Raw genomic sequence first — 18,515 nt, 5'->3', positions numbered from 1 at the left:
GACCAGAAGCAGCATTGGGCCGAGCATGAAGAGCGCGGCAGTTTCCTGCTGATGAAACTCACCGCTTGGGGCGTAAAGGTCCTTGGGCGCCGGGTGCTGAGTCCGATCCTCCACGGCATCGTGTTGTACTTCTTCCTGTTTGGCCGCAGCGCACGGCGCAGTGCGTGGCAATACCAGCACCGGCTTTCAGACTGGAGCCAGCGCCCCGAACTGCGCCCTACAACCTGGCGCGTGTTCCGGCAATTCATGGCGTTCGCCGACGCATTGCTCGACAAGCTCGACGTGTGGAACGGCAAGCTGGGGCTGGACCAGATTGAAATCGTCGACGACGCTCATCTGCGTGATCAGTTGCGCGGCGAGCGCGGGCAGATGCTGGTGGGCGCCCACTTGGGCAATCTTGAAGTCTGTCGAGCGCTCGCCGAACTTGGCGAAAAAGTCACGATGAACGTGCTGGTGCACACTAAACACGCCGAGCGTTTCAATCGTCTCCTGGGTGAGGCAGGCGCAACCAATCTGCGGCTGATTCAGGTCAGCGAACTGGACCCGGCGATCATGCTGCAACTCAGCCAGCGTCTCGATGAAGGCGAGTGGCTGGCGATTGCTGGCGACCGCGTTCCGCTGCACGGCGGACGCAACGTCAGGGTCAACTTTCTCGGCCATTCGGCAGCATTTCCTCAAGGCCCGTGGCTGCTGGCAGGGCTGCTGAAATGCCCCATCAACCTGATTTTCTGCTTCAAGGGCCCCGGCGGTTATCGCGTGGTGCTTGAGCCGTTCGCCCGCGCCATCGAATGGCGGCGCAGTGATCGCCAACAGGTGATCGCACAGTGGACTCAACGTTACGCCGATCGCCTGGCGCACTACTGCCTGCAAGCACCGCAACAGTGGTTCAACTTCTACCCGTTCTGGAAATCCGATGACGAACCCAGCACCTGAGCCGATCATCTTCGGCGAACGTCCCCTGAGCATCGAGGACGTCCTTGCCCTGTCCAATCGCCAGCGGCCCACCGCGCTGCAAAACGATGACGCCTATCGTCAACGCATTGCCAAAGGCGCGCAGTTTCTCGACTCGCTGCTGGACAAAGAAGGCGTCATCTACGGCGTGACCACCGGATATGGCGATTCCTGTGTGGTGGCCGTGCCGCTGCAACACGTCGAAGCCTTGCCTCGTCATCTGTATACCTTTCATGGGTGCGGCCTCGGGAAACTGCTCGACGCACAGGCGACGCGCTCGGTACTGGCCGCCCGCTTGCGCTCGTTGTGCCACGGCGTCTCGGGCGTGCGGGTCGAACTGCTGGAACGCCTGCAAGCTTTTCTTGAACACGACATCCTGCCGCTGATCCCGGAAGAGGGTTCGGTGGGCGCCAGTGGCGACCTGACCCCGCTCTCCTACGTCGCAGCGACCCTGTCCGGTGAGCGGGACGTGATGTTCAAGGGCGAGCGTCGCACGTCTGCCGAGGTGCATCGTGAGCTGGGTTGGGACCCACTGGTGCTGCGTCCCAAAGAAGCGCTGGCGCTGATGAACGGCACGGCTGTCATGACCGGGCTCGCGTGCCTGGCCTTCGCCCGCGCCGATTACCTGTTGAAGCTTGCGACCCGCATCACAGCGCTGAACGTTGTCGCGCTGCAAGGCAATCCGGAACACTTCGACGAGCGCCTGTTCGCTGCCAAGCCTCATCCGGGCCAAATGCAGGTCGCGGCGTGGCTGCGCGAGGATCTGGCGATCAATGCGCCGACCGCCCCGCTGCATCGCCTGCAGGATCGCTATTCCCTGCGCTGCGCCCCCCATGTGTTGGGCGTGCTGGCTGACAGCTTGAACTGGCTGCGGGGCTTCATCGAAATAGAGCTGAACAGCGCCAACGATAATCCGGTCATCGACGCCGAAGCCGAGCGCGTGCTGCACGGCGGGCATTTCTACGGCGGCCACATCGCGTTCGTCATGGACAGCCTGAAGACCCTCGTTGCCAACGTTGCCGACCTGCTGGATCGCCAACTCGCGTTGCTGGTGGACGAACGTTACAACCACGGCCTGCCCAGTAACCTGTCTGGCTCGCCAGCAGACCGCGCGATGATCAATCACGGCTTCAAGGCCGTGCAGATCGGCACCAGCGCCTGGACCGCCGAGGCCCTGAAAAACACCATGCCCGCCAGCGTGTTTTCGCGGTCCACCGAATGCCATAACCAGGACAAGGTCAGCATGGGCACCATCGCGGCGCGGGATGCGATTCGTGTGCTCGAGCTGACCGAGCAGGTCGCCGCCGCCACGCTGATCGCCGCCAACCAGGGGGTATGGCTACGCAGCCGTGATCCCGAGGCCCGCCCGCTGCCGCCGGCGCTGGCCGCCATGCACGAGCAACTGCGCGAGGACTTCCCCCCCGTCATCGAAGACCGCGCGCTGGAGGGTGAACTTCGCCTGTGCCTGCAACGCATCGCCGATCAACACTGGAGGCTGCATGCGTAGCAAAGGCGTGATCCATGAAGACACCGAAGTGCTGGTGCCGTTTTTCGACGTCGACACGATGCACGTCGTCTGGCACGGGCACTACGTAAAATACCTGGAAGTGGCGCGCTGCGCGTTGCTCGACAAGCTGAACCACAACTACACCCAGATGCGCGACTCGGGCTATGCGTGGCCGGTGATCGACCTGCAACTGCGTTACGTGCGCGGCGCGGTGTTCGGTCAGCGGATCAACGTGCGCGCCAGCCTGGTGGAATGGGAAAACCGCCTGAAAATCGACTACCTGATCACCGACAAAGCCACTGGCGAACGACTGACCCGCGCCAGCACGGTGCAAGTTGCGGTCGAGATAGAGACGCGTGAAATGCAATTGGCCTCGCCCAAGGTCTTCGTCGAAGCGGTCGAGAGGGCCTTGCAATGTTGACAGCCACATCACACACCCCTGTAGGAGTGAGCTTACTCGCGATGAGGGCTGGCCAGGCAATGATGAGGCGGCTGAAACAATCCATCGCGAGCAAGCTCACTCCTACAGTTGCGATGTTGTTGAGCTTCAATGCCCACGCCTTCGACCTGCACCAGCTCAGCGAGCAACTGGCCAAACCGAGCGTGATCCACGGCAGCTTCATTCAGGAAAAACACCTGCGTTCCTTGCCTCAGCCGCTGACCAGCAAAGGCAACTTCGTGCTGGCCAAGGATTTCGGTCTTCTGTGGCTATTAAATACGCCGCTCAAACAGGACTACCGAATCAGCGCTGCGGGCATCGCCCGTCGTGACGCCGACGGCAGTTGGCAAATCATCCCCGGCAAAACCGCAGGCGCCCAACAAAACCGGCTGTTCCTCGCCGTGTTGCAAGGCGACAGCAGCGGGCTGGAGCGAGATTTTGAGCTGCACGTCAGTGGCGATTCAAAGGCATGGCAACTGACGCTGGTGCCACGTTCGCTGATGCTTCAACAGGTGTTCAAGCAGATCAACATCGACGGCGGCGCACTGGTCGAGCGCATTGAGCTGCTGGAAACTCAAGGTGATCGAACACTGCTGAAGATGATCGACAGCACAAGCGCCCAGCCGCTGAGCGACTCGGAGCGCGCCGACTTTGCCCGCTGACCCGACACTGCAGCGCCTGCTGCCCCGCCTGTTCCTGATCCTGCTGCTGGCGATTCTCGCGCTGGCAGGCTGGCAATGGCGTGGCGGTGCGCCACTGTCGGCGAACCTGATGGAACTGGTGCCCGGCAGCAGTCCTGATGCGCTGGAATTGCGCGCCGAGCAGCGGATTCAGGAACCGTTGAATCGCGAAATGCTGGTGCTGGTGGGACACGCCGATCAAGAGCAGGCCATCGCGCTGGCCCGCAGGATCAGCGAGCAATGGCAAGCCAGCGGTCTGTTCGAGAAGGTCCAGTGGAACCTTCAGGCTGATCTCCCGGCCTTGCGTGAGCAGTTGTTGAAAGGCCGCCTGTCGATGCTCTCGAACAGCGACCGCACCGAGCTGATCGACCAGCCGGACGCCTTTATTCAGAAGCGCGTGCAGAACCTGTTCGACCCCTTTGGCGGTTTCAGTCTGGTAGCCAGTCAGGACGATTGGCTGGGGCTGACGGCGCGTATCCAGAACAACCAGCCGACTCACGGCGCGGTGCAACTGGACGTAGGCAGCGGCGCCCTCATCGCCGAGGCTGACGGCAAGCATTGGGTGCTGTTGCGGGCGCGCACGCAGGCCGACGCGTTCGACATGAGCCTGCCATTGAAGGTCTCGGCTCTGCTCGACGCCGCCCGCGCTGAAGCCGACAAGACCGATGCGCAATTGCTCGCCGCCAGCGGGCTTCTGTACGCCGCCCATGGCCAGCAGCAAGCTGCACGGGAAATCACCTGGGTCGGCGGCGGCGCGACCCTCGGCATTTTGTTGTTACTGCTGTTGGCGTTCAAACGTTGGCGGGTGTTGTTGGCGTTCCTGCCGGTGGTCGTCGGCATGCTCTTCGGCGCCACGGCGTGCATCGCGCTGTTCGGCAAGATGCACGTGATGACGCTGGTATTGGGGTCGAGCCTGATCGGTGTCGCCGTGGACTATCCGCTGCACTATCTTTCCAAAGGCTGGAGCCTGAAGCCGTGGCGCAGTTGGCCAGCGTTACGTCTGACGCTGTCGGGGTTGAGCCTGAGCCTCGCCACCAGTTGCATCGGTTACCTCGCCTTGGCCTGGACGCCCTTCCCGGCGCTGACCCAAATTGCCGTGTTCTCCGCCGCTGGCTTGATCGGAGCCTATCTGTGCGCAGTGTGCCTGCTGCCTGCGCTGCTGAACGGTGTCGATCTATACCCCGCGCAGTGGCCGCTCAAGATTGCCGAACGCCTGATTCATCTGCGGGCTCGACTGATCGCACGCGTCGGCACACCCGTCTTGCTGGGCCTGTTGCTGGCGTTCTGCGCGGCAGGTTTATGGCAGTTGACGACCAAGAACGACATTCGCCAATGGATCGCGGCACCACCGAGTCTCACCGATGAGGCCCGGACCGTTGCGCGCATTACGGGTTATCAGCCCACCAGCCAGTTCTTTCTGGTGCGCGGCGCCGATCAGCAACAATTGCTGGAGCGTCAGAGCGCACTGAGTCAGCGCCTCGATCAGTTGGTGAATCAGAAGGCGCTGCAAGGTTATCTGTCCTTGAGCCAGTTGGTCGCGACGCCCGCCGAACAGGACGCCACGCGTCAGGCGCTCGATGCCCTGCCTGCCCGGTGGCAGCCCTTGCTGGACCTCGGCGTACCGGTTGAAGCGTTAAACAACGAACTGGCCACGCTGCGCGCGTTGCCGAATCAGGGCATCGATGAGGTGCTGGCCGGCCCGCTCGGTGAACCCTGGCGACTGTTGTGGATGGGACGTGATACCGAGGGTGTCGCGGGCATCGTCAGCCTGCAAGGGCTCAACAACGCTGTGTTGCTGCAAGCCCAGGCCGAGGGTTTGCCCGGCGTGCAGTTGGTGGACCGCTTGGGCGACTTGAACAAAGTGTTCGCCGCCACGCAGGTCAGCGCTGCCGAGTTGAAACTGCTGTCGTGCGTGCTGATCGTCCTGCTGCTGATCCTGCCATTCGGCCTGCGCGGTGCCCTCCGAGTCGTCGCCCTGCCGTTGCTGGCGGCGCTGTGCAGCCTGGCAAGTCTGGGCTGGCTCGGCCAACCGCTGACGCTGTTCAGCCTGTTCGGCTTGCTGCTGGTGACGGCTATCAGCGTCGATTACGCGATCCTGATGCGTGAGCAGATCGGCGGTGCTGCGGTCAGCCTGCTGGGTACGTTGCTGGCCGCCGCGACCACGTGGTTATCGTTCGGGCTGCTGGCCATCTCCAGCACGCCAGCGGTGAGCAACTTTGGCCTGTCGGTAAGCCTGGGGCTTGCCTTCAGCTTCATCCTGGCGCCGTGGGCGGGCAGTCATTCCGAACCCTCTGCCCGGCAAGACGCCGACGCCGTCAAACACTCGAAAAGGAAATCCTGTGCCAATAGCTGATAGGGAATCTCGCCAGATCGTCGTCATCGGCGCCGGTCCCGCCGGGGCCATTGCCGCTGCGCTCCTCAAACGTCGCGGCCATGACGTGCTGATCATCGAACGCCAGACCTTTCCGCGCTTCTCCATCGGCGAAAGCCTGTTGTCGCACTGCCTAGACTTCGTCGAAGAAGCGGGCATGCTCGACGCGGTGCACGCGGCGGGCTTTCAGGTGAAGAACGGCGCGGCGTTTGCGTGCGGCGAGCAATACAGTGCGTTCGATTTCAGCGAGACGTTCAGCAACGGCAAGCCGACGACGTTTCAGGTTCAGCGAGCCGATTTCGACCAACTGCTGGCCGACGAAGCGGTGCGTCAGGGCGTGGACGTTCGCTTTCAGGAAACCCTCATCGCGGCTGACTTCACGGCCGAACAGCCTGTGCTCGACGTGCAGCGCGAGGATGGCAGTCAGTACCGCCTGCAAGCCGACTTCGTCCTCGACGCCAGCGGCTACGGTCGCGTCCTGCCTCGTTTGCTCGACCTTGAAGCACCCTCAAACTTCCCGCTGCGTCAGGCCGTGTTCACCCACGTCGAAGACCGCATCGACGATCCGGGTTTCGACCGAGAAAAAATTCTGGTCAGCGTACATCCGACGATGCGCGACGTGTGGTTCTGGTCGATTCCGTTCAGCAATGGGCGCTGCTCGGTGGGCGTGGTGGCTTCTGCCGAACGTTTCAAGGACAAACCCACCGACCTCGACGCCTGCCTGCGCGCCTTCATCGATGAAACGCCCAGCCTTCAGCGCGTCCTGCAAAACGCGGTCTGGGACACCCCGGCAAGGACGATCGGCGGCTACGCGGCCAACGTCAAAACCCTTCACGGTAAAGGCTTCGCGCTGTTGGGGAACGCGGCGGAATTCCTGGACCCGGTGTTCTCCTCCGGGGTGACCATCGCCATGCGTTCGGCCAGCATGGCCGCCGCTGTACTGCATCGTCAGTTGCAGGGGGAAGCCGTGGACTGGGAAAACGAATTCGCCGTCCCGCTCAAGAAAGGCGTCGATACCTTCCGGGCCTATGTCGAAGGCTGGTACGACGGCAGTTTTCAGGACGTCATTTTTTACCCCGGCAGCAGCGATGACATTCGCCGCATGATCTGTTCGATCCTCGCCGGTTACGCGTGGGACGAACGCAACCCCTTCGTGGCCGAACCCTCCCGCCGCCTGCGCATGCTCGCGGAAATCTGCGGGGGTGCCAGCCGATGAGCGAGCCGTTTTTCTCTCCCAGCTACGTCGAAGAGACTCGCCTGGGTTTTCTGTTCCTGCGCAGCCACACCTGGCAGCATCACGTCCTTCGGGTAGCAATCAACGACCTGCGCGGCCTGTTCAGCGAACACCCACCCGAAAATCCGGTGATTCTCGACGCGGGTTGCGGTCAGGGAAAATCCTTCCAGTACCTGCACAGCGTATTCAACCCGGTAAAAATCCTGGGTGTCGACGCCGATCCGCTCAGCCTGCGTCTCAGTGCTGAGGAAGCGGAGCGGCGACGCTTGAACGTCGAATTGATCGGCAGCGACTGCGCATCGCTTAAACTGCCCGACGCCAGCGTTGACATGGTGTTCTGCCACCAAACCTTCCATCATCTGGTCGAGCAGGAACAGGCGCTGTCCGAGTTCTACCGCGTGCTCAAGCCAGGTGGTTATTTGCTGTTCGCGGAATCCACCGAGGCCTACATCGACACGTGGGTGATTCGCTGGTTCTTCCGCCATCCGATGCACGTACAGAAGAGCGCTGCGCATTATCTGGACATGCTGCACGGACAAGGTTTTCAATTTACCGCGAAGAACGTCTCCTACCCCTACCTGTGGTGGAGCCGCGCCAGGGATTTCGGCCTGCTGGAGCGTTTCAAGCTGGTTAAACCCAAGCCCTTTGGCGAACGTGAAGAGACGCTGGTGAATGCCGTCGCACGTAAACCGCTACAGGCACCATTCGAAGGTGAGACACCATGATCCGCGCACTTTTGCTGTTTTGCGTCGTGCTGCTGAGTGCTTGCACCAGCCACGCGCCACTGCCCGCGCAAATTCCGCACATCAAATTTCCCAAGCAGTTGCACGTCCTGCGTGAACAGGCTGGCCAGCGACAGGATTGGCTGCTGGTGATCCAGAAGGAACGCCACGGTCTGCGTTTCTCGCTGATGGACCCGCTGGGCATCCCCGTCGCCCGTCAGCAACTGGAGGAGGAAACCTGGAAAGCCGATGGGCTGCTGCCACCCAATCCCGAAGCCCGGGAGCTGTTTGCAGCCGTGTTGTTCGCGCTGACCTCCAATGAAGAGGCGCGCTTCGACTATCCCGGCGTCGTGTTATTGCCTCACGGCCGCACCCTCGAAGAGCGCTGGCGGGTCGATTATGCCTCGGAAGGGGTTTTCCGCCTCACCCTGGAAAGCGGCGAGTTGAAATACGTCGTCAGCCCGCTCGAAGGCAAGGCCTCGAAATGACCGCTTACCTCAATGCACTGGGTCTTATCTGCTCGCTGGGCGATGACCGCGCAAGCGTGGCACGGACGTTGTTCGCGGGCGATACCTCAGGCATGCGGACTGAAAGCGGCTGGGTGCCTGAACGATCACTGCCCGTCGCGTCCGTGAAGGCCCTGCTTCCCGAGATTCCTGATGCGCTGCGCGGGCAGTCGAGCCGTAACAACCAATTGCTACTGGCGGCGGCGTTGCAGATCGAACCCGAAATCCGTGAAGCCATCGGGCATTACGGCGCTGCGCGGGTCGGCGTGATTCTTGGCACCAGCACATCAGGGATCGATGAAGCCAGCCGGGGCATTGCCAGCTATCTTCGTGACGACGCGTTTCCCGGCGATTACGACTATCGTCAGCAAGAGCTCGGCGCGCCTGCGGATTTTCTGGCGACCTGGCTGGACGTAGGCGGCCCGGCCTACGTGATTTCCACGGCGTGCACGTCCAGCGCCCGCGCGTTGCTCAGCGCCCGTCGCCTGCTGGACATGGGCTTGTGCGACGCCGTGTTGTGCGGCGGCGTCGACAGCCTGTGCAAGCTGACACTCAACGGCTTTTCATCCCTCGAAGCCGTGTCCGGCGAGCGCTGCAATCCGTTTTCCGTCAATCGCAACGGCATCAATATTGGCGAAGCAGCGGTGCTGTTTCTGATGACCCGCGAAGCAAGCGCGGACCATCGGATTGCCCTGCTCGGCGCGGGGGCCAGCTCGGACGCGCATCACATCTCCGCCCCGGAACCCACAGGGCGCGGCGCCATGGCTGCGATGCAAAAAGCGCTGAATAATGCGCACCTGGACGCCGCCGACATCGGCTACTTGAACCTGCACGGCACCGCGACTCCACACAATGATTCGATGGAGTGCCTGGCTGTAGACGCCCTGTTCCCGGACGGCGTGCCATGCTCGTCGACCAAGCCCATGAGCGGCCATACCCTCGGCGCGGCCGGCGCGCTGGAAGCAGCGTTTTGCTGGCTCACGCTCTCCTCCGAAAACGACGGGCATCGGCTGCCGCCTCATGTGTGGGACGAACAGGCCGATACAAGCCTGCCCGCGCTGGCGTGGGTCAAACCCGGCGATGAATGGCCACCTCGCACACCGCGCCGATTGATGAGCAATTCGTTTGCCTTCGGTGGCAACAACGTCAGCCTGATCATCGGAGACGCCCCGTGACCGCCCTGATTTCCTGCCAGTGGCCCGTCGCCGAACTGGTACCCCATGCGGGCGACATGATCCTCATCGACGAGGTGATCGAATTCGACGAAGAGCAGATCCGAACCCGCCTGAACGTACGAGCTGGCGGACTGTTCAATCGCGCCGATGGCAGCTTGCCCGCCTGGGCTGGCATTGAGCTGATGGCTCAAAGTGTCGCCGCTTATGCGGGGTGTCAGGCCCGAGTGAAGCGTGAGCCTGTCGAACTGGGATTCTTGTTGGGCACCCGGAAATTCGAATGCAATGTCGAAGGGTTTCCAATGGGCAGCGAATTGATCATTCATGCCCTCCGATCGTTAGAGGATGACAACGGCATGGGCGTCTTCGAATGCCACCTGAGCGGGCCCGGCATTCACGCCAGCGCACGTCTGAACGTTTACCGTCCGCCCCAGTCGGCGGGCTATCTGGCCGAAGGAGCCGTGAATGACTGATTCAATCCTGGTCACCGGTTCCAGCCGTGGCATTGGTCGCGCCATCGCGCTGCGCCTCGCACGGTCCGGCTATGACATCGTGTTGCACTGCCGCAGCGGCCGCACTGAAGCCGAGGCCGTGCAGGCTGAGATTCGTGCATTGGGCCGGGATGCACGGGTGCTGCAATTCGACGTGGCGGATCGCGCCGCCTGCAAAGCCGTGCTTGAAGAGGACGTCGAAACCCATGGGGCTTATTACGGCGTGGTCTGCAACGCGGGCCTGACCCGCGATGGCGCCTTTCCGGCGTTGACCGACGAGGATTGGGACGTGGTCATGCGCACCAACCTGGACGGTTTCTACAACGTGCTGCACCCGGTGATGATGCCGATGATCCGCCGCCGCGCGGCGGGTCGGATTGTCTGCATCACCTCGGTTTCCGGACTGATCGGGAATCGCGGACAGGTCAATTACAGCGCCTCGAAAGCGGGCGTGATCGGGGCCGCCAAGGCGCTGGCCATCGAGTTGGGCAAGCGCAAGATCACGGTCAACTGTGTCGCGCCGGGCCTGATCGACACCGCGATGCTGGATGAAAACGTGCCGGTGGAAGAGTTGCTGAAAATGATTCCTGCGCAGCGCATGGGCACCCCGGAAGAAGTCGCCGGTGCCGTGAATTTCCTGATGTCGGCGGAAGCGTCGTACATCACCCGACAGGTGCTGGCCGTGAACGGAGGCTTGTGCTGATGAAGCGCGTTGTCGTCACCGGCATGGCCGGCATCACCTCGCTGGGCAGCGACTGGGCCAGCATTGAGGCCAATTTCAGCGCCAATCGCAGCGGCATCCGGCGCATGGATGAGTGGGATCGTTTCAGCGAATTGAACACTCGTCTGGCCGGCCCCATCGACGATTTCGCGGTGCCCACGCACTGGACGCGCAAACAACTGCGCAGCATGGGCCGCGTGTCACGGCTGGCGGTCGGCGCCTCGGAAGAGGCGTTGCGCGACGCTGGTTTGCTGGGCGATCCGGTCATCCGTGACGGGCGCATGGGGGTGGCGTGCGGGTCTTCCACCGGCAGTACCGACGAGATCAAGGCGTTCGGCAACATGCTGCTCAATTCGGTGGCCGAAGGGCTGAACGCCAACTCGTACGTGCGCATGATGCCCCACACCACGGCGGCGAATATCAGCATCTTCTTCAACCTCACGGGCCGTCTCATTCCGACGTCCAGCGCGTGCACCAGCGGCAGTCAGGGCGTGGGCTATGCCTATGAAGCGATCAAGTTCGGGCGCCTGCCGTTGATGCTTGCGGGCGGTGCAGAAGAGCTGTGCCCAACGGAAGCCATGGTGTTCGACGCGCTGTATGCGACCAGCCTGAAAAACGATGCGCCCCACACCAGTCCGCGTCCCTATGACAGTGGCCGTGACGGGCTGGTGATTGGTGAAGGCGGCGGCATGCTGGTCCTTGAAGAGCTGGAACATGCACTGGCCCGTGGCGCGCGCATCCACGCCGAAATCGTCGGTTTCGGCAGCAACGCAGACGGCGTACACACCACCCGCCCTGAGCAAAGCACGATGCGCCGGGCGATGGAGCTGGCGCTGGAAGACGCGGGCCTTTCTCCGGATGCCATCGGTTACGTCAATGGCCACGGCACCGCAACCGAGCAAGGGGACATCGCTGAAACCCTGGCCACCCATAGCCTGTTCGGTGCGCGCATGCCGATCAGCTCGCAGAAGAGTTTCCTCGGCCACACGCTGGGTGCGTGCGGTGCGCTGGAGTCGTGGTTCACCATCGAAATGATGAAGCACGACCGCTACATCCATACCCTCAATCTGGACGACGTCGATGCCCGTTGCGGGGCGCTGGATTACCTGCGCGGCGAGCCCCGCGCCATGAGCCACGAGTACGTGATGAACAACAATTTTGCCTTCGGCGGGGTCAACACGTCGTTGATTTTCCGTCGCTGGCCGTGAGCGTTTTTTAGTTGATCCCTCAAGGAGTGAAAGCATGAAACTGAAAGTCTGGGCGGCCACCGCTGCAATCGTTCTGGGCGCGCTGCCCGGTATCAGTCAGGCACGGGATACCGCGCTGTATCTGCCGTTCGACAAGGTCGTTGCACAAATGCTTCAAGAGAAGAAACTGGACGGCAGCGTGAAGTTCTACCTGGCGGGTGTCACGCCAAAAGGGAAAGTGTCGGTGCTATCGCCGAACGCTGTGACCAACAAGAAAACCAACGCCTTCAACAAAAGCGACAACGACGCCTGCGAATGGGCGCTGCAATCAGCCATCCTGCAATTGAACGAAGCGGCGAAAGGCGCAGGGGCAAATGCCGTGGTTAACATCGCCAGTTACTACAAGAAGATCGAACGCAAAGACCCTGCAACCTACGAATGCCACGCCGGGGCCGTCATGGCAGGCGTTGCGTTGAAAGGTGACCTGGCGAAGGTGCAGTAAAGCTTTCTAATGGGGCGAGGCTTTCTGCGGCGCCCGATGGCACGAACGGTTCACCTGTGGGAGCGAATTCATTCGCGAACAAACTTCAGCCGATAGAGGTGCATCGCCTGTTGCATCTTTCGCGAATGAATTCGCTCCCACAGTTCGAATTGCGCATCTCGTGCGTCCTTACTAGCCCGCCTTGCGCGTCACCAACTCAACGAACGCCTTGGCCATGGGCGACTTCTGGTCCTTGCGCTGCACCAGCCACACCGCCGACGTTGCGGCCTCGTCCAAGAGGGTGCGATAGACCACGCCATCGATCCGCATGCGTTGGTACGACGCAGGCAGCACCGTCACGCCCAGCCCCGCCGCGACCAGCCCGATGATCGTCATAGCCTCGGCGGCTTCCTGGGCGAACAACGGCGTGAACCCCGCATCACGCGCCAGGCTCAGCAGCTGCGCGTACAGGCCACTGCCATAGCTTCGTGGAAAGAACACAAACGGCTCGGTCGCCAGCTCTTTGAGGTAAATCCCCTGTTCGCTGCCCTGAGCCATCGGGTGTTCGGAGCGGAAAACGGCCACCAGCGGCTCACGTAACAGCTCGACCGCCACCAAAGAATCCGGCAACGGCAGGGGGCGCATGATGCCAACTTGCATCGACTCTTCCACCAGTCGCTCGGCCACTTCCTTGCTGCTCATTTCCTGTAAAGCCAAGTGCACGGCGGGATGACGTTGGCGAAAAGCAAAGATCGCCTGAGGAATGCTCGATGTGAACGGCGCTGACGCCGTAAAGCCGATCTTCAATTCGCCCAATTCCCCCAATTGCGCCCGGCGTGCCACGTCGGAGGCTTTCTCGACCTGCGCCAGCACCAGCCGCGCTTCGTCGAGGAACAGTCGCCCGGCCTCGCTCAATGCCACTCGTCGGTTGGTCCGCTCGAACAGTCGGGCACCCAATTCATGTTCCAGCGCCTGAATTTGCTGGCTCAACGGAGGCTGAGAGATGCCGAGTGACTCCGCAGCCCTGCCAAAATGCAGCTCTTCAGCCACCGCAATAAAGTAGCGAAGATGACGTAATTCCATGGCCTCACCATTGAGTCGTTAAAGCTATCAAACAGGTCGAACAATATATTGGAGGAAAACGTTAGCTGGCTATATGCTTTTCCCCATCGCTGCTTCACATCGTTTGAGGTTACCCGTGAATACTGCTGCATCCCCCGCGACGTCTGCGCCCGAGATCAATGTCGCAATCCCGCTGGGTGATACCTACATCGAGAAAGACACCCCGGCCTTCATCCGCACCGTTCTCGCGCTGTTTTCCGGCGGCTTCGCCACCTTCTCCCTGCTCTACTGCGTACAGCCCATGATGCCGGTGCTGTCCCGCGAGTTCTCCATCAACGCCGCCGAGAGCAGCCTGATTCTCTCGGTGGCCACGGCGATGCTCGCCATCGGCCTGTTGATCACCGGCCCGATTTCCGACCGTATGGGACGCAAATCAGTGATGGTCTTTTCTTTGTTCTCCGCCGCTTTGTTCACCATTGCCAGCGCGTTCATGCCCAGTTGGGAGGGCGTGTTGGTGACACGGGCCTTTGTCGGGCTTTCGCTGAGTGGCTTGGCGGCGGTAGCGATGACGTACCTCAGCGAAGAGATCCACCCGCAACACATCGGCCTGGCCATGGGCTTGTACATCGGCGGCAACGCGATTGGCGGGATGAGCGGGCGGCTGATCACCGGCGTCCTCAGCGATTACGTGAGCTGGCACATCGCGCTGTCGATCATGGGTCTCATCGCACTGGCAGGCGCCTGCGTGTTCTGGAAGATCCTGCCCCCCTCGCGCAACTTCCGTCCTCGCCCGCTCAACGCTCGCAGCCTGCTGGACGGCTTCGTGTTGCAGTTCCGTGATGCCGGTCTGCCGTGGCTGTTCCTGGAAGGCTTCCTGCTGATGGGCGCCTTCGTCACGCTGTTCAACTACATCGGTTATCGCCTGTTGGCCGATCCCTACAATCTCAGCCAGGCAGTGGTCGGCCTGTTCTCGGTGGTCTACCTGTCCGGGATCTACAGCTCGGCGAAAGTCGGCGCTCTGGCCGACAAACTGGGGCGTCGCAACGTGCTCTGGGCCGTGATCGTCCTGATGATCGCCGGTCTTGCCCTGACCATGTTCACCCCGTTGGCCATCTTGGTCATTGGCGTCGTCATGTTCACATTCGGCTTCTTCGGCGCCCACTCGGTGGCCAGCAGCTGGATCGGCCGCCGCGCCATCAAAGCCAAGGGCCAGGCCTCGTCGCTGTACCTGTTCAGCTACTACGTTGGCTCTAGCGTGGCGGGCACCGGCGGCGGGTTCTTCTGGCATTACGCGGGGTGGAACGGGATCGGCGTATTTATCGCGCTGCTGCTCGCCGCCGCGTTAGGTGCGGCGCTCAAGCTGGCGAAGGTGAAGCCACTGCCGGTGAACGTGCAGGTTTGATGGTCCGGGCGTTTTCATACAAAACCTGGCTTCGTTTCACATCTCTCGTATCCACATCGCCTGACAGTAAAGCGTGAACAATTAATTCACGCTTTACTGCTATGATCAGAACATTCCAACACAAAGATCTCAGGGCCTTTTTCTACACGGGAACAACCAAAGGGATTCGCGCAGACCATGCAAAGCGCCTTCGATCCATCTTGCTGGCTTTGGATATAGCCATGTGCCCTGATGAATTGAGCTTGGCAGGCCTGAGGTTGCATCCGCTGAAAGGCGATCTGGATCAGTACTGGTAAGTCTGGGTGAGCGGGAACTGGCGAATTATTTTTAGATTTATCAAGAACGATGTCGAGCTGGTCGATTATCTCGATTACCACTGACAGGAGTCATTTGCATGAGAATGCATAACCCTCCACACCCCGGCGAAGTGATTCAGGAAATGCTGCCGGAGTTGAATATCAAGATTGCCGAAATGGCACGTCGGCTTCACTTCTCCCGAGAAATGTTGTCTCGCGTCATCAACGGCCGCGCCCCTATAAGTCCGGATCTTGCGGTCCGACTGGAGCGAGCAGGGTTGAGTACTGCACGCTTTTGGCTTGCCGCGCAGATGAGCCATGACCTATGGCAGGCGGAACACCGTGAGCAGCCATCCATCACCCCGATGTATACCCGCCCGACATTTACTGCGGTATGACACCCCACACAAAAACGCCCGGTAAATCCGGGCGTTCTTGTGTCTGACGCTCAGCGCTTACTGGTGATACTGCGCCGACAACTCATGCACTGCGTTGATGAACGCGCCTGCATTGGCCGGGTCGACCTCAGGGGTGATGCCGTGGCCGAGGTTGAAGACGTGGCCGGTGCCGCTGCCGTAGCTTTTGAGGATGTTGGCGACTTCCTGGCGAATGGCCTGGGGGTTGGCGTAGAGGACGGTGGGGTCCATGTTGCCTTGCAGGGCGACTTTGCTACCGACGCGACGGCGGGCTTCGCCGATGTCGCAGGTCCAGTCCAGGCCCAGCGCGTCAGCCCCGGCGTCAGCGATACTTTCCAGCCACAGACCGCCGCCTTTGGTGAAGAGGATGACCGGGACTTTGCGACCGTCGTGTTCGCGGATCAGGCCGCTGACGATCTTGCGCATGTAGGCCAGGGAGAATTCCTGGTACGCCGCCGCCGAGAGGCTGCCGCCCCAACTGTCGAAGATCTGCACGGCCTGAGCGCCCGCCAGAATCTGACCATTCAGATAAGCCGTAACCGACTGCGCTAGCTTATCCAATAAGAGGTGCATGGCTTGCGGGTTGTCGTAGAGCATCGCCTTGGATTTGCGGAAGTCCTTGGACGAGCCGCCTTCGACCATATAAGTCGCGAGGGTCCACGGGCTGCCGGAGAAGCCGATCAGCGGCACGCGGCCATTCAGCTCGCGGCGGATGGTGCTGACTGCGTCCATGACGTAGCCCAAGTCCTTCTGCGCGTCCGGGATCGGCAGCGCTTCGATGTCGGCCAGGGTGCTGACGGTCTTCTTGAAACGCGGGCCTTCGCCGGTCTCGAAGTACAGGCCAAGGCCCATGGCGTCAGGCACGGTGAGGATGTCGGAGAACAGGATCGCGGCGTCCAGCGGGTAACGCTCAAGCGGTTGCAGGGTGACTTCACAGGCGAACGCCGGGTTCATGCACAGGCTCATGAAATCCCCGGCCTTGGCACGACTGGCGCGGTATTCCGGGAGGTAGCGACCGGCCTGACGCATCATCCATACCGGCGTGACGTCAACGGGTTGCTTGAGCAGGGCGCGAAGGAAACGGTCGTTCTTCAGGGCAGTCATGGCAGGATCCGGGAAAAAAGTGCGGGCATTTTCTCAGACACCAACGCAAAAGGCACGGTAAGTACCGTGCCTTTTGTCTATGGGGTCAATTTGTCGCGCAAATGTCGCACCGGATTCCATGTGCAAACCCGCTTGCCAGCGGTGCATACAACCCCTGTGGGAGCGAATTTATTCGCGAAGCGGGAGTACAGCCGACAGAGATATGTCGGATGTACCGGCGTCTCGCGAATGAATTCGCTCCCACAGTTTGAACCGCATCCCGATCCGGAAATCAGACGCCCAGGTAGTCCAGAATCCCTTCAGCCGCATTACGGCCTTCGAAGATCGCGGTTACGACGAGGTCGGAACCGCGCACCATGTCGCCACCCGCGAAGATTTTCGGGTTGCTGGTCTGGTGCTTGAACTTGCCTTGTTCCGGCGCGACGACGCGGCCCTGGCTGTCGGTCTCGATGCTGTGCTCCTCGAACCACGGCGCTGGGCTTGGGCGGAAGCCGAAAGCGATAACCACGGCGTCGGCCGGGATGATTTCTTCGGAGCCTGGAATCGGCTCAGGGCTGCGACGGCCGCGCGCATCAGGCTCGCCCAGACGGGTTTCGACGACTTTGACGCCTTCGACCTTGTCCTCACCCACGATGGCGATTGGCTGGCGGTTATAGAGGAATTTCACGCCTTCTTCCTTGGCGTTCTTCACTTCCTTACGCGAGCCCGGCATGTTTTCTTCGTCACGACGGTAAGCGCACGTTACAGCCTTGGCACCCTGACGGATCGAGGTGCGGTTGCAGTCCATCGCGGTGTCACCACCGCCCAGTACCACAACCTTCTTGCCTTTCATGTCGACGAAATCTTCTGGCGTTTTTTCAAAGCCCAGGTTGCGGTTGACGTTGGCGATCAGGAAGTCGAGCGCGTCGTGCACGCCCGGCAAGTCTTCGCCCGGGAAGCCGCCTTTCATGTAGGTGTAGGTGCCCATGCCCATGAACACGGCATCGTATTCCTGCAGCAGTTGCTCGACAGTGATGTCCTTGCCGATCTCGGTATTGAGGCGGAACTCGATACCCATACCGGTGAAGACTTCACGACGGTGGCTCAGCACGCTTTTTTCGAGCTTGAACTCAGGGATACCGAAGGTCAGCAGACCGCCGATTTCCGGGTTTTTATCGAACACCACCGGCGTCACACCACCGCGCACCAGCACGTCGGCGCAGCCCAGACCCGCCGGGCCTGCTCCAATGATTGCCACGCGCTTGCCGGTCGGCACTACGCGGGACATGTCCGGACGCCAGCCCATGGCGAATGCGGTGTCGGTGATGTACTTCTCCACCGAACCAATGGTGACCGCACCGAAACCGTCGTTCAGGGTGCACGCCCCTTCACACAGACGATCCTGCGGGCACACACGCCCGCAGACTTCCGGCAGCGTGTTGGTCTGGTGCGACAGCTCGGCGGCCGCGAGGATGTTGCCCTCGGACACCAGCTTCAGCCAGTTGGGAATGAAGTTATGCACAGGGCATTTCCATTCGCAGTACGGGTTGCCGCAACCCAGGCAGCGGTGGGCCTGATCGGCCGATTGCTGGGGTTTGAAGGGTTCGTAGATTTCCACGAACTCTTTCTTGCGTTGACGCAACAGTTTCTTCTTCGGATCTTTGCGCCCGACATCGATGAACTGGAAGTCATTACTCAGACGTTCAGCCATTTTTCAAACCTCTGGTCGCAGCTTCAAGCGACGAGCTTCAAGCTGCAAGAATCATGTTTCGCAGGCACTCGCGCACTGCCGTT

The 18,515-nt window shown here is 61.2% G+C and carries 18 protein-coding genes and 1 pseudogene; 16 read left to right on the top strand and 3 right to left on the bottom strand.

What is annotated here, in order from left to right; all coding sequences use genetic code 11:
• The first annotated feature begins 51 nt into the window (after positions 1-51).
• From ACWKWE_RS19110 to ACWKWE_RS19050, 13 genes are read left to right on the top strand one after another with little or no spacing between them, the layout of a single operon-like run.
• Complete coding sequence (locus ACWKWE_RS19110; RefSeq protein WP_483851626.1) at positions 52-933, top strand: LpxL/LpxP family acyltransferase; 882 nt, start codon at positions 52-54, stop codon at positions 931-933.
• On the top strand, positions 914-2,458 hold the full coding sequence (locus ACWKWE_RS19105; RefSeq protein WP_483851390.1) for an HAL/PAL/TAL family ammonia-lyase: 1,545 nt from the start codon (positions 914-916) through the stop codon (positions 2,456-2,458). The genes ACWKWE_RS19110 and ACWKWE_RS19105 overlap by 20 nt, the downstream gene beginning before the upstream one ends.
• Positions 2,451-2,879, top strand: coding sequence for an acyl-CoA thioesterase (locus tag ACWKWE_RS19100; RefSeq protein ID WP_166596109.1), 429 nt, complete (start codon positions 2,451-2,453; stop codon positions 2,877-2,879). Before ACWKWE_RS19105 ends, ACWKWE_RS19100 begins: the two co-directional genes overlap by 8 nt.
• 59 nt (positions 2,880-2,938) lie before the next feature.
• Positions 2,939-3,559 carry an outer membrane lipoprotein carrier protein LolA gene (locus ACWKWE_RS19095; RefSeq protein ID WP_483851389.1) on the top strand — a complete coding sequence of 207 codons (621 nt, stop codon included), beginning with the start codon at positions 2,939-2,941 and terminating at the stop codon, positions 3,557-3,559.
• Entirely contained in the window at positions 3,549-5,930 is a 2,382-nt protein-coding gene (locus tag ACWKWE_RS19090) for an MMPL family transporter (RefSeq protein ID WP_483851388.1), read from the top strand. Before ACWKWE_RS19095 ends, ACWKWE_RS19090 begins: the two co-directional genes overlap by 11 nt.
• Positions 5,917-7,164 (top strand): NAD(P)/FAD-dependent oxidoreductase, encoded by a 1,248-nt coding sequence (locus ACWKWE_RS19085; RefSeq protein ID WP_483851387.1) that lies wholly within the window; start codon positions 5,917-5,919, stop codon positions 7,162-7,164. Before ACWKWE_RS19090 ends, ACWKWE_RS19085 begins: the two co-directional genes overlap by 14 nt.
• Entirely contained in the window at positions 7,161-7,907 is a 747-nt protein-coding gene (locus ACWKWE_RS19080) for a class I SAM-dependent methyltransferase (protein WP_166596112.1), read from the top strand. The genes ACWKWE_RS19085 and ACWKWE_RS19080 overlap by 4 nt, the downstream gene beginning before the upstream one ends.
• A complete protein-coding gene (locus ACWKWE_RS19075; RefSeq protein WP_341960442.1) occupies positions 7,904-8,392 on the top strand; it encodes a hypothetical protein in 489 nt (162 codons plus the stop codon). The genes ACWKWE_RS19080 and ACWKWE_RS19075 overlap by 4 nt, the downstream gene beginning before the upstream one ends.
• A complete protein-coding gene (locus ACWKWE_RS19070) occupies positions 8,389-9,585 on the top strand; it encodes a beta-ketoacyl-[acyl-carrier-protein] synthase family protein (RefSeq protein ID WP_483851386.1) in 1,197 nt (398 codons plus the stop codon). The genes ACWKWE_RS19075 and ACWKWE_RS19070 overlap by 4 nt, the downstream gene beginning before the upstream one ends.
• A gap of 5 nt (positions 9,586-9,590) precedes the next feature.
• Positions 9,591-10,055, top strand: a complete 465-nt coding sequence (locus ACWKWE_RS19065) for a hotdog family protein (protein ID WP_483851625.1) — start codon at positions 9,591-9,593, stop codon at positions 10,053-10,055.
• On the top strand, positions 10,048-10,776 hold the full coding sequence (gene fabG, locus ACWKWE_RS19060) for a 3-oxoacyl-ACP reductase FabG (protein WP_483851385.1): 729 nt from the start codon (positions 10,048-10,050) through the stop codon (positions 10,774-10,776). Before ACWKWE_RS19065 ends, fabG begins: the two co-directional genes overlap by 8 nt.
• Positions 10,776-12,002 (top strand): beta-ketoacyl-ACP synthase, encoded by a 1,227-nt coding sequence (locus ACWKWE_RS19055; protein WP_483851384.1) that lies wholly within the window; start codon positions 10,776-10,778, stop codon positions 12,000-12,002. The genes fabG and ACWKWE_RS19055 overlap by 1 nt, the downstream gene beginning before the upstream one ends.
• 34 nt (positions 12,003-12,036) lie before the next feature.
• Positions 12,037-12,483 (top strand): excinuclease, encoded by a 447-nt coding sequence (locus tag ACWKWE_RS19050; protein WP_166596117.1) that lies wholly within the window; start codon positions 12,037-12,039, stop codon positions 12,481-12,483.
• A 171-nt stretch (positions 12,484-12,654) separates the two neighbouring features.
• Here the strand turns inward: ACWKWE_RS19050 and ACWKWE_RS19045 are convergent, their stop codons facing one another.
• Positions 12,655-13,545, bottom strand: coding sequence for a LysR family transcriptional regulator (locus ACWKWE_RS19045; protein WP_483851383.1), 891 nt, complete (start codon positions 13,543-13,545; stop codon positions 12,655-12,657).
• Positions 13,546-13,660: 115 nt separating this feature from the next.
• Here ACWKWE_RS19045 and ACWKWE_RS19040 point away from each other — a divergent pair, with 115 nt between their 5' ends.
• The 3 genes and pseudogenes from ACWKWE_RS19040 to ACWKWE_RS19030 all read left to right on the top strand — a co-directional run bounded on the left by ACWKWE_RS19040 (position 13,661) and on the right by ACWKWE_RS19030 (position 15,620).
• Complete coding sequence (locus tag ACWKWE_RS19040) at positions 13,661-14,926, top strand: MFS transporter (protein ID WP_483851382.1); 1,266 nt, start codon at positions 13,661-13,663, stop codon at positions 14,924-14,926.
• Positions 14,927-15,027: 101 nt separating this feature from the next.
• Positions 15,028-15,306: pseudogene (locus tag ACWKWE_RS19035) on the top strand (type II toxin-antitoxin system RelE/ParE family toxin).
• 14 nt (positions 15,307-15,320) lie between these two features.
• Positions 15,321-15,620, top strand: coding sequence for a HigA family addiction module antitoxin (locus ACWKWE_RS19030; protein ID WP_166596121.1), 300 nt, complete (start codon positions 15,321-15,323; stop codon positions 15,618-15,620).
• 57 nt (positions 15,621-15,677) lie between these two features.
• Here the strand turns inward: ACWKWE_RS19030 and hemE are convergent, their stop codons facing one another.
• Together hemE and ACWKWE_RS19020 are read right to left on the bottom strand one after the other, a co-directional pair.
• Positions 15,678-16,742, bottom strand: coding sequence for a uroporphyrinogen decarboxylase (gene hemE / locus ACWKWE_RS19025; protein ID WP_166596122.1), 1,065 nt, complete (start codon positions 16,740-16,742; stop codon positions 15,678-15,680).
• Between the two features lie 271 nt (positions 16,743-17,013).
• Complete coding sequence (locus tag ACWKWE_RS19020; RefSeq protein WP_483851381.1) at positions 17,014-18,432, bottom strand: FAD-dependent oxidoreductase; 1,419 nt, start codon at positions 18,430-18,432, stop codon at positions 17,014-17,016.
• Positions 18,433-18,515 lie beyond the last annotated feature (83 nt).

It is taken from the genome of Pseudomonas salicis, from assembly GCF_057128705.1.
Note: the sequence above shows the minus strand (reverse complement) of the source record. Positions and strands in the feature narration are given on the sequence as shown.

Bases quoted from the DNA above. Each gene is read 5' to 3' on its own strand.
- ACWKWE_RS19110 (WP_483851626.1), top strand. From the start codon at position 52: ATGAAACTCACCGCTTGGGGCGTAAAGGTCCTTGGGCGCCGGGTGCTG.
- ACWKWE_RS19105 (WP_483851390.1), top strand. From the start codon at position 914: ATGACGAACCCAGCACCTGAGCCGATCATCTTCGGCGAACGTCCCCTG.
- ACWKWE_RS19100 (WP_166596109.1), top strand. From the start codon at position 2,451: ATGCGTAGCAAAGGCGTGATCCATGAAGACACCGAAGTGCTGGTGCCG.
- ACWKWE_RS19095 (WP_483851389.1), top strand. From the start codon at position 2,939: ATGATGAGGCGGCTGAAACAATCCATCGCGAGCAAGCTCACTCCTACA.
- ACWKWE_RS19080 (WP_166596112.1), top strand. From the start codon at position 7,161: ATGAGCGAGCCGTTTTTCTCTCCCAGCTACGTCGAAGAGACTCGCCTG.
- ACWKWE_RS19075 (WP_341960442.1), top strand. From the start codon at position 7,904: ATGATCCGCGCACTTTTGCTGTTTTGCGTCGTGCTGCTGAGTGCTTGC.
- ACWKWE_RS19070 (WP_483851386.1), top strand. From the start codon at position 8,389: ATGACCGCTTACCTCAATGCACTGGGTCTTATCTGCTCGCTGGGCGAT.
- fabG (WP_483851385.1), top strand. From the start codon at position 10,048: ATGACTGATTCAATCCTGGTCACCGGTTCCAGCCGTGGCATTGGTCGC.
- ACWKWE_RS19055 (WP_483851384.1), top strand. From the start codon at position 10,776: ATGAAGCGCGTTGTCGTCACCGGCATGGCCGGCATCACCTCGCTGGGC.
- ACWKWE_RS19050 (WP_166596117.1), top strand. From the start codon at position 12,037: ATGAAACTGAAAGTCTGGGCGGCCACCGCTGCAATCGTTCTGGGCGCG.
- ACWKWE_RS19045 (WP_483851383.1), bottom strand. From the start codon at position 13,545: ATGGAATTACGTCATCTTCGCTACTTTATTGCGGTGGCTGAAGAGCTG.
- ACWKWE_RS19030 (WP_166596121.1), top strand. From the start codon at position 15,321: ATGAGAATGCATAACCCTCCACACCCCGGCGAAGTGATTCAGGAAATG.
- hemE (WP_166596122.1), bottom strand. From the start codon at position 16,742: ATGACTGCCCTGAAGAACGACCGTTTCCTTCGCGCCCTGCTCAAGCAA.
- ACWKWE_RS19020 (WP_483851381.1), bottom strand. From the start codon at position 18,432: ATGGCTGAACGTCTGAGTAATGACTTCCAGTTCATCGATGTCGGGCGC.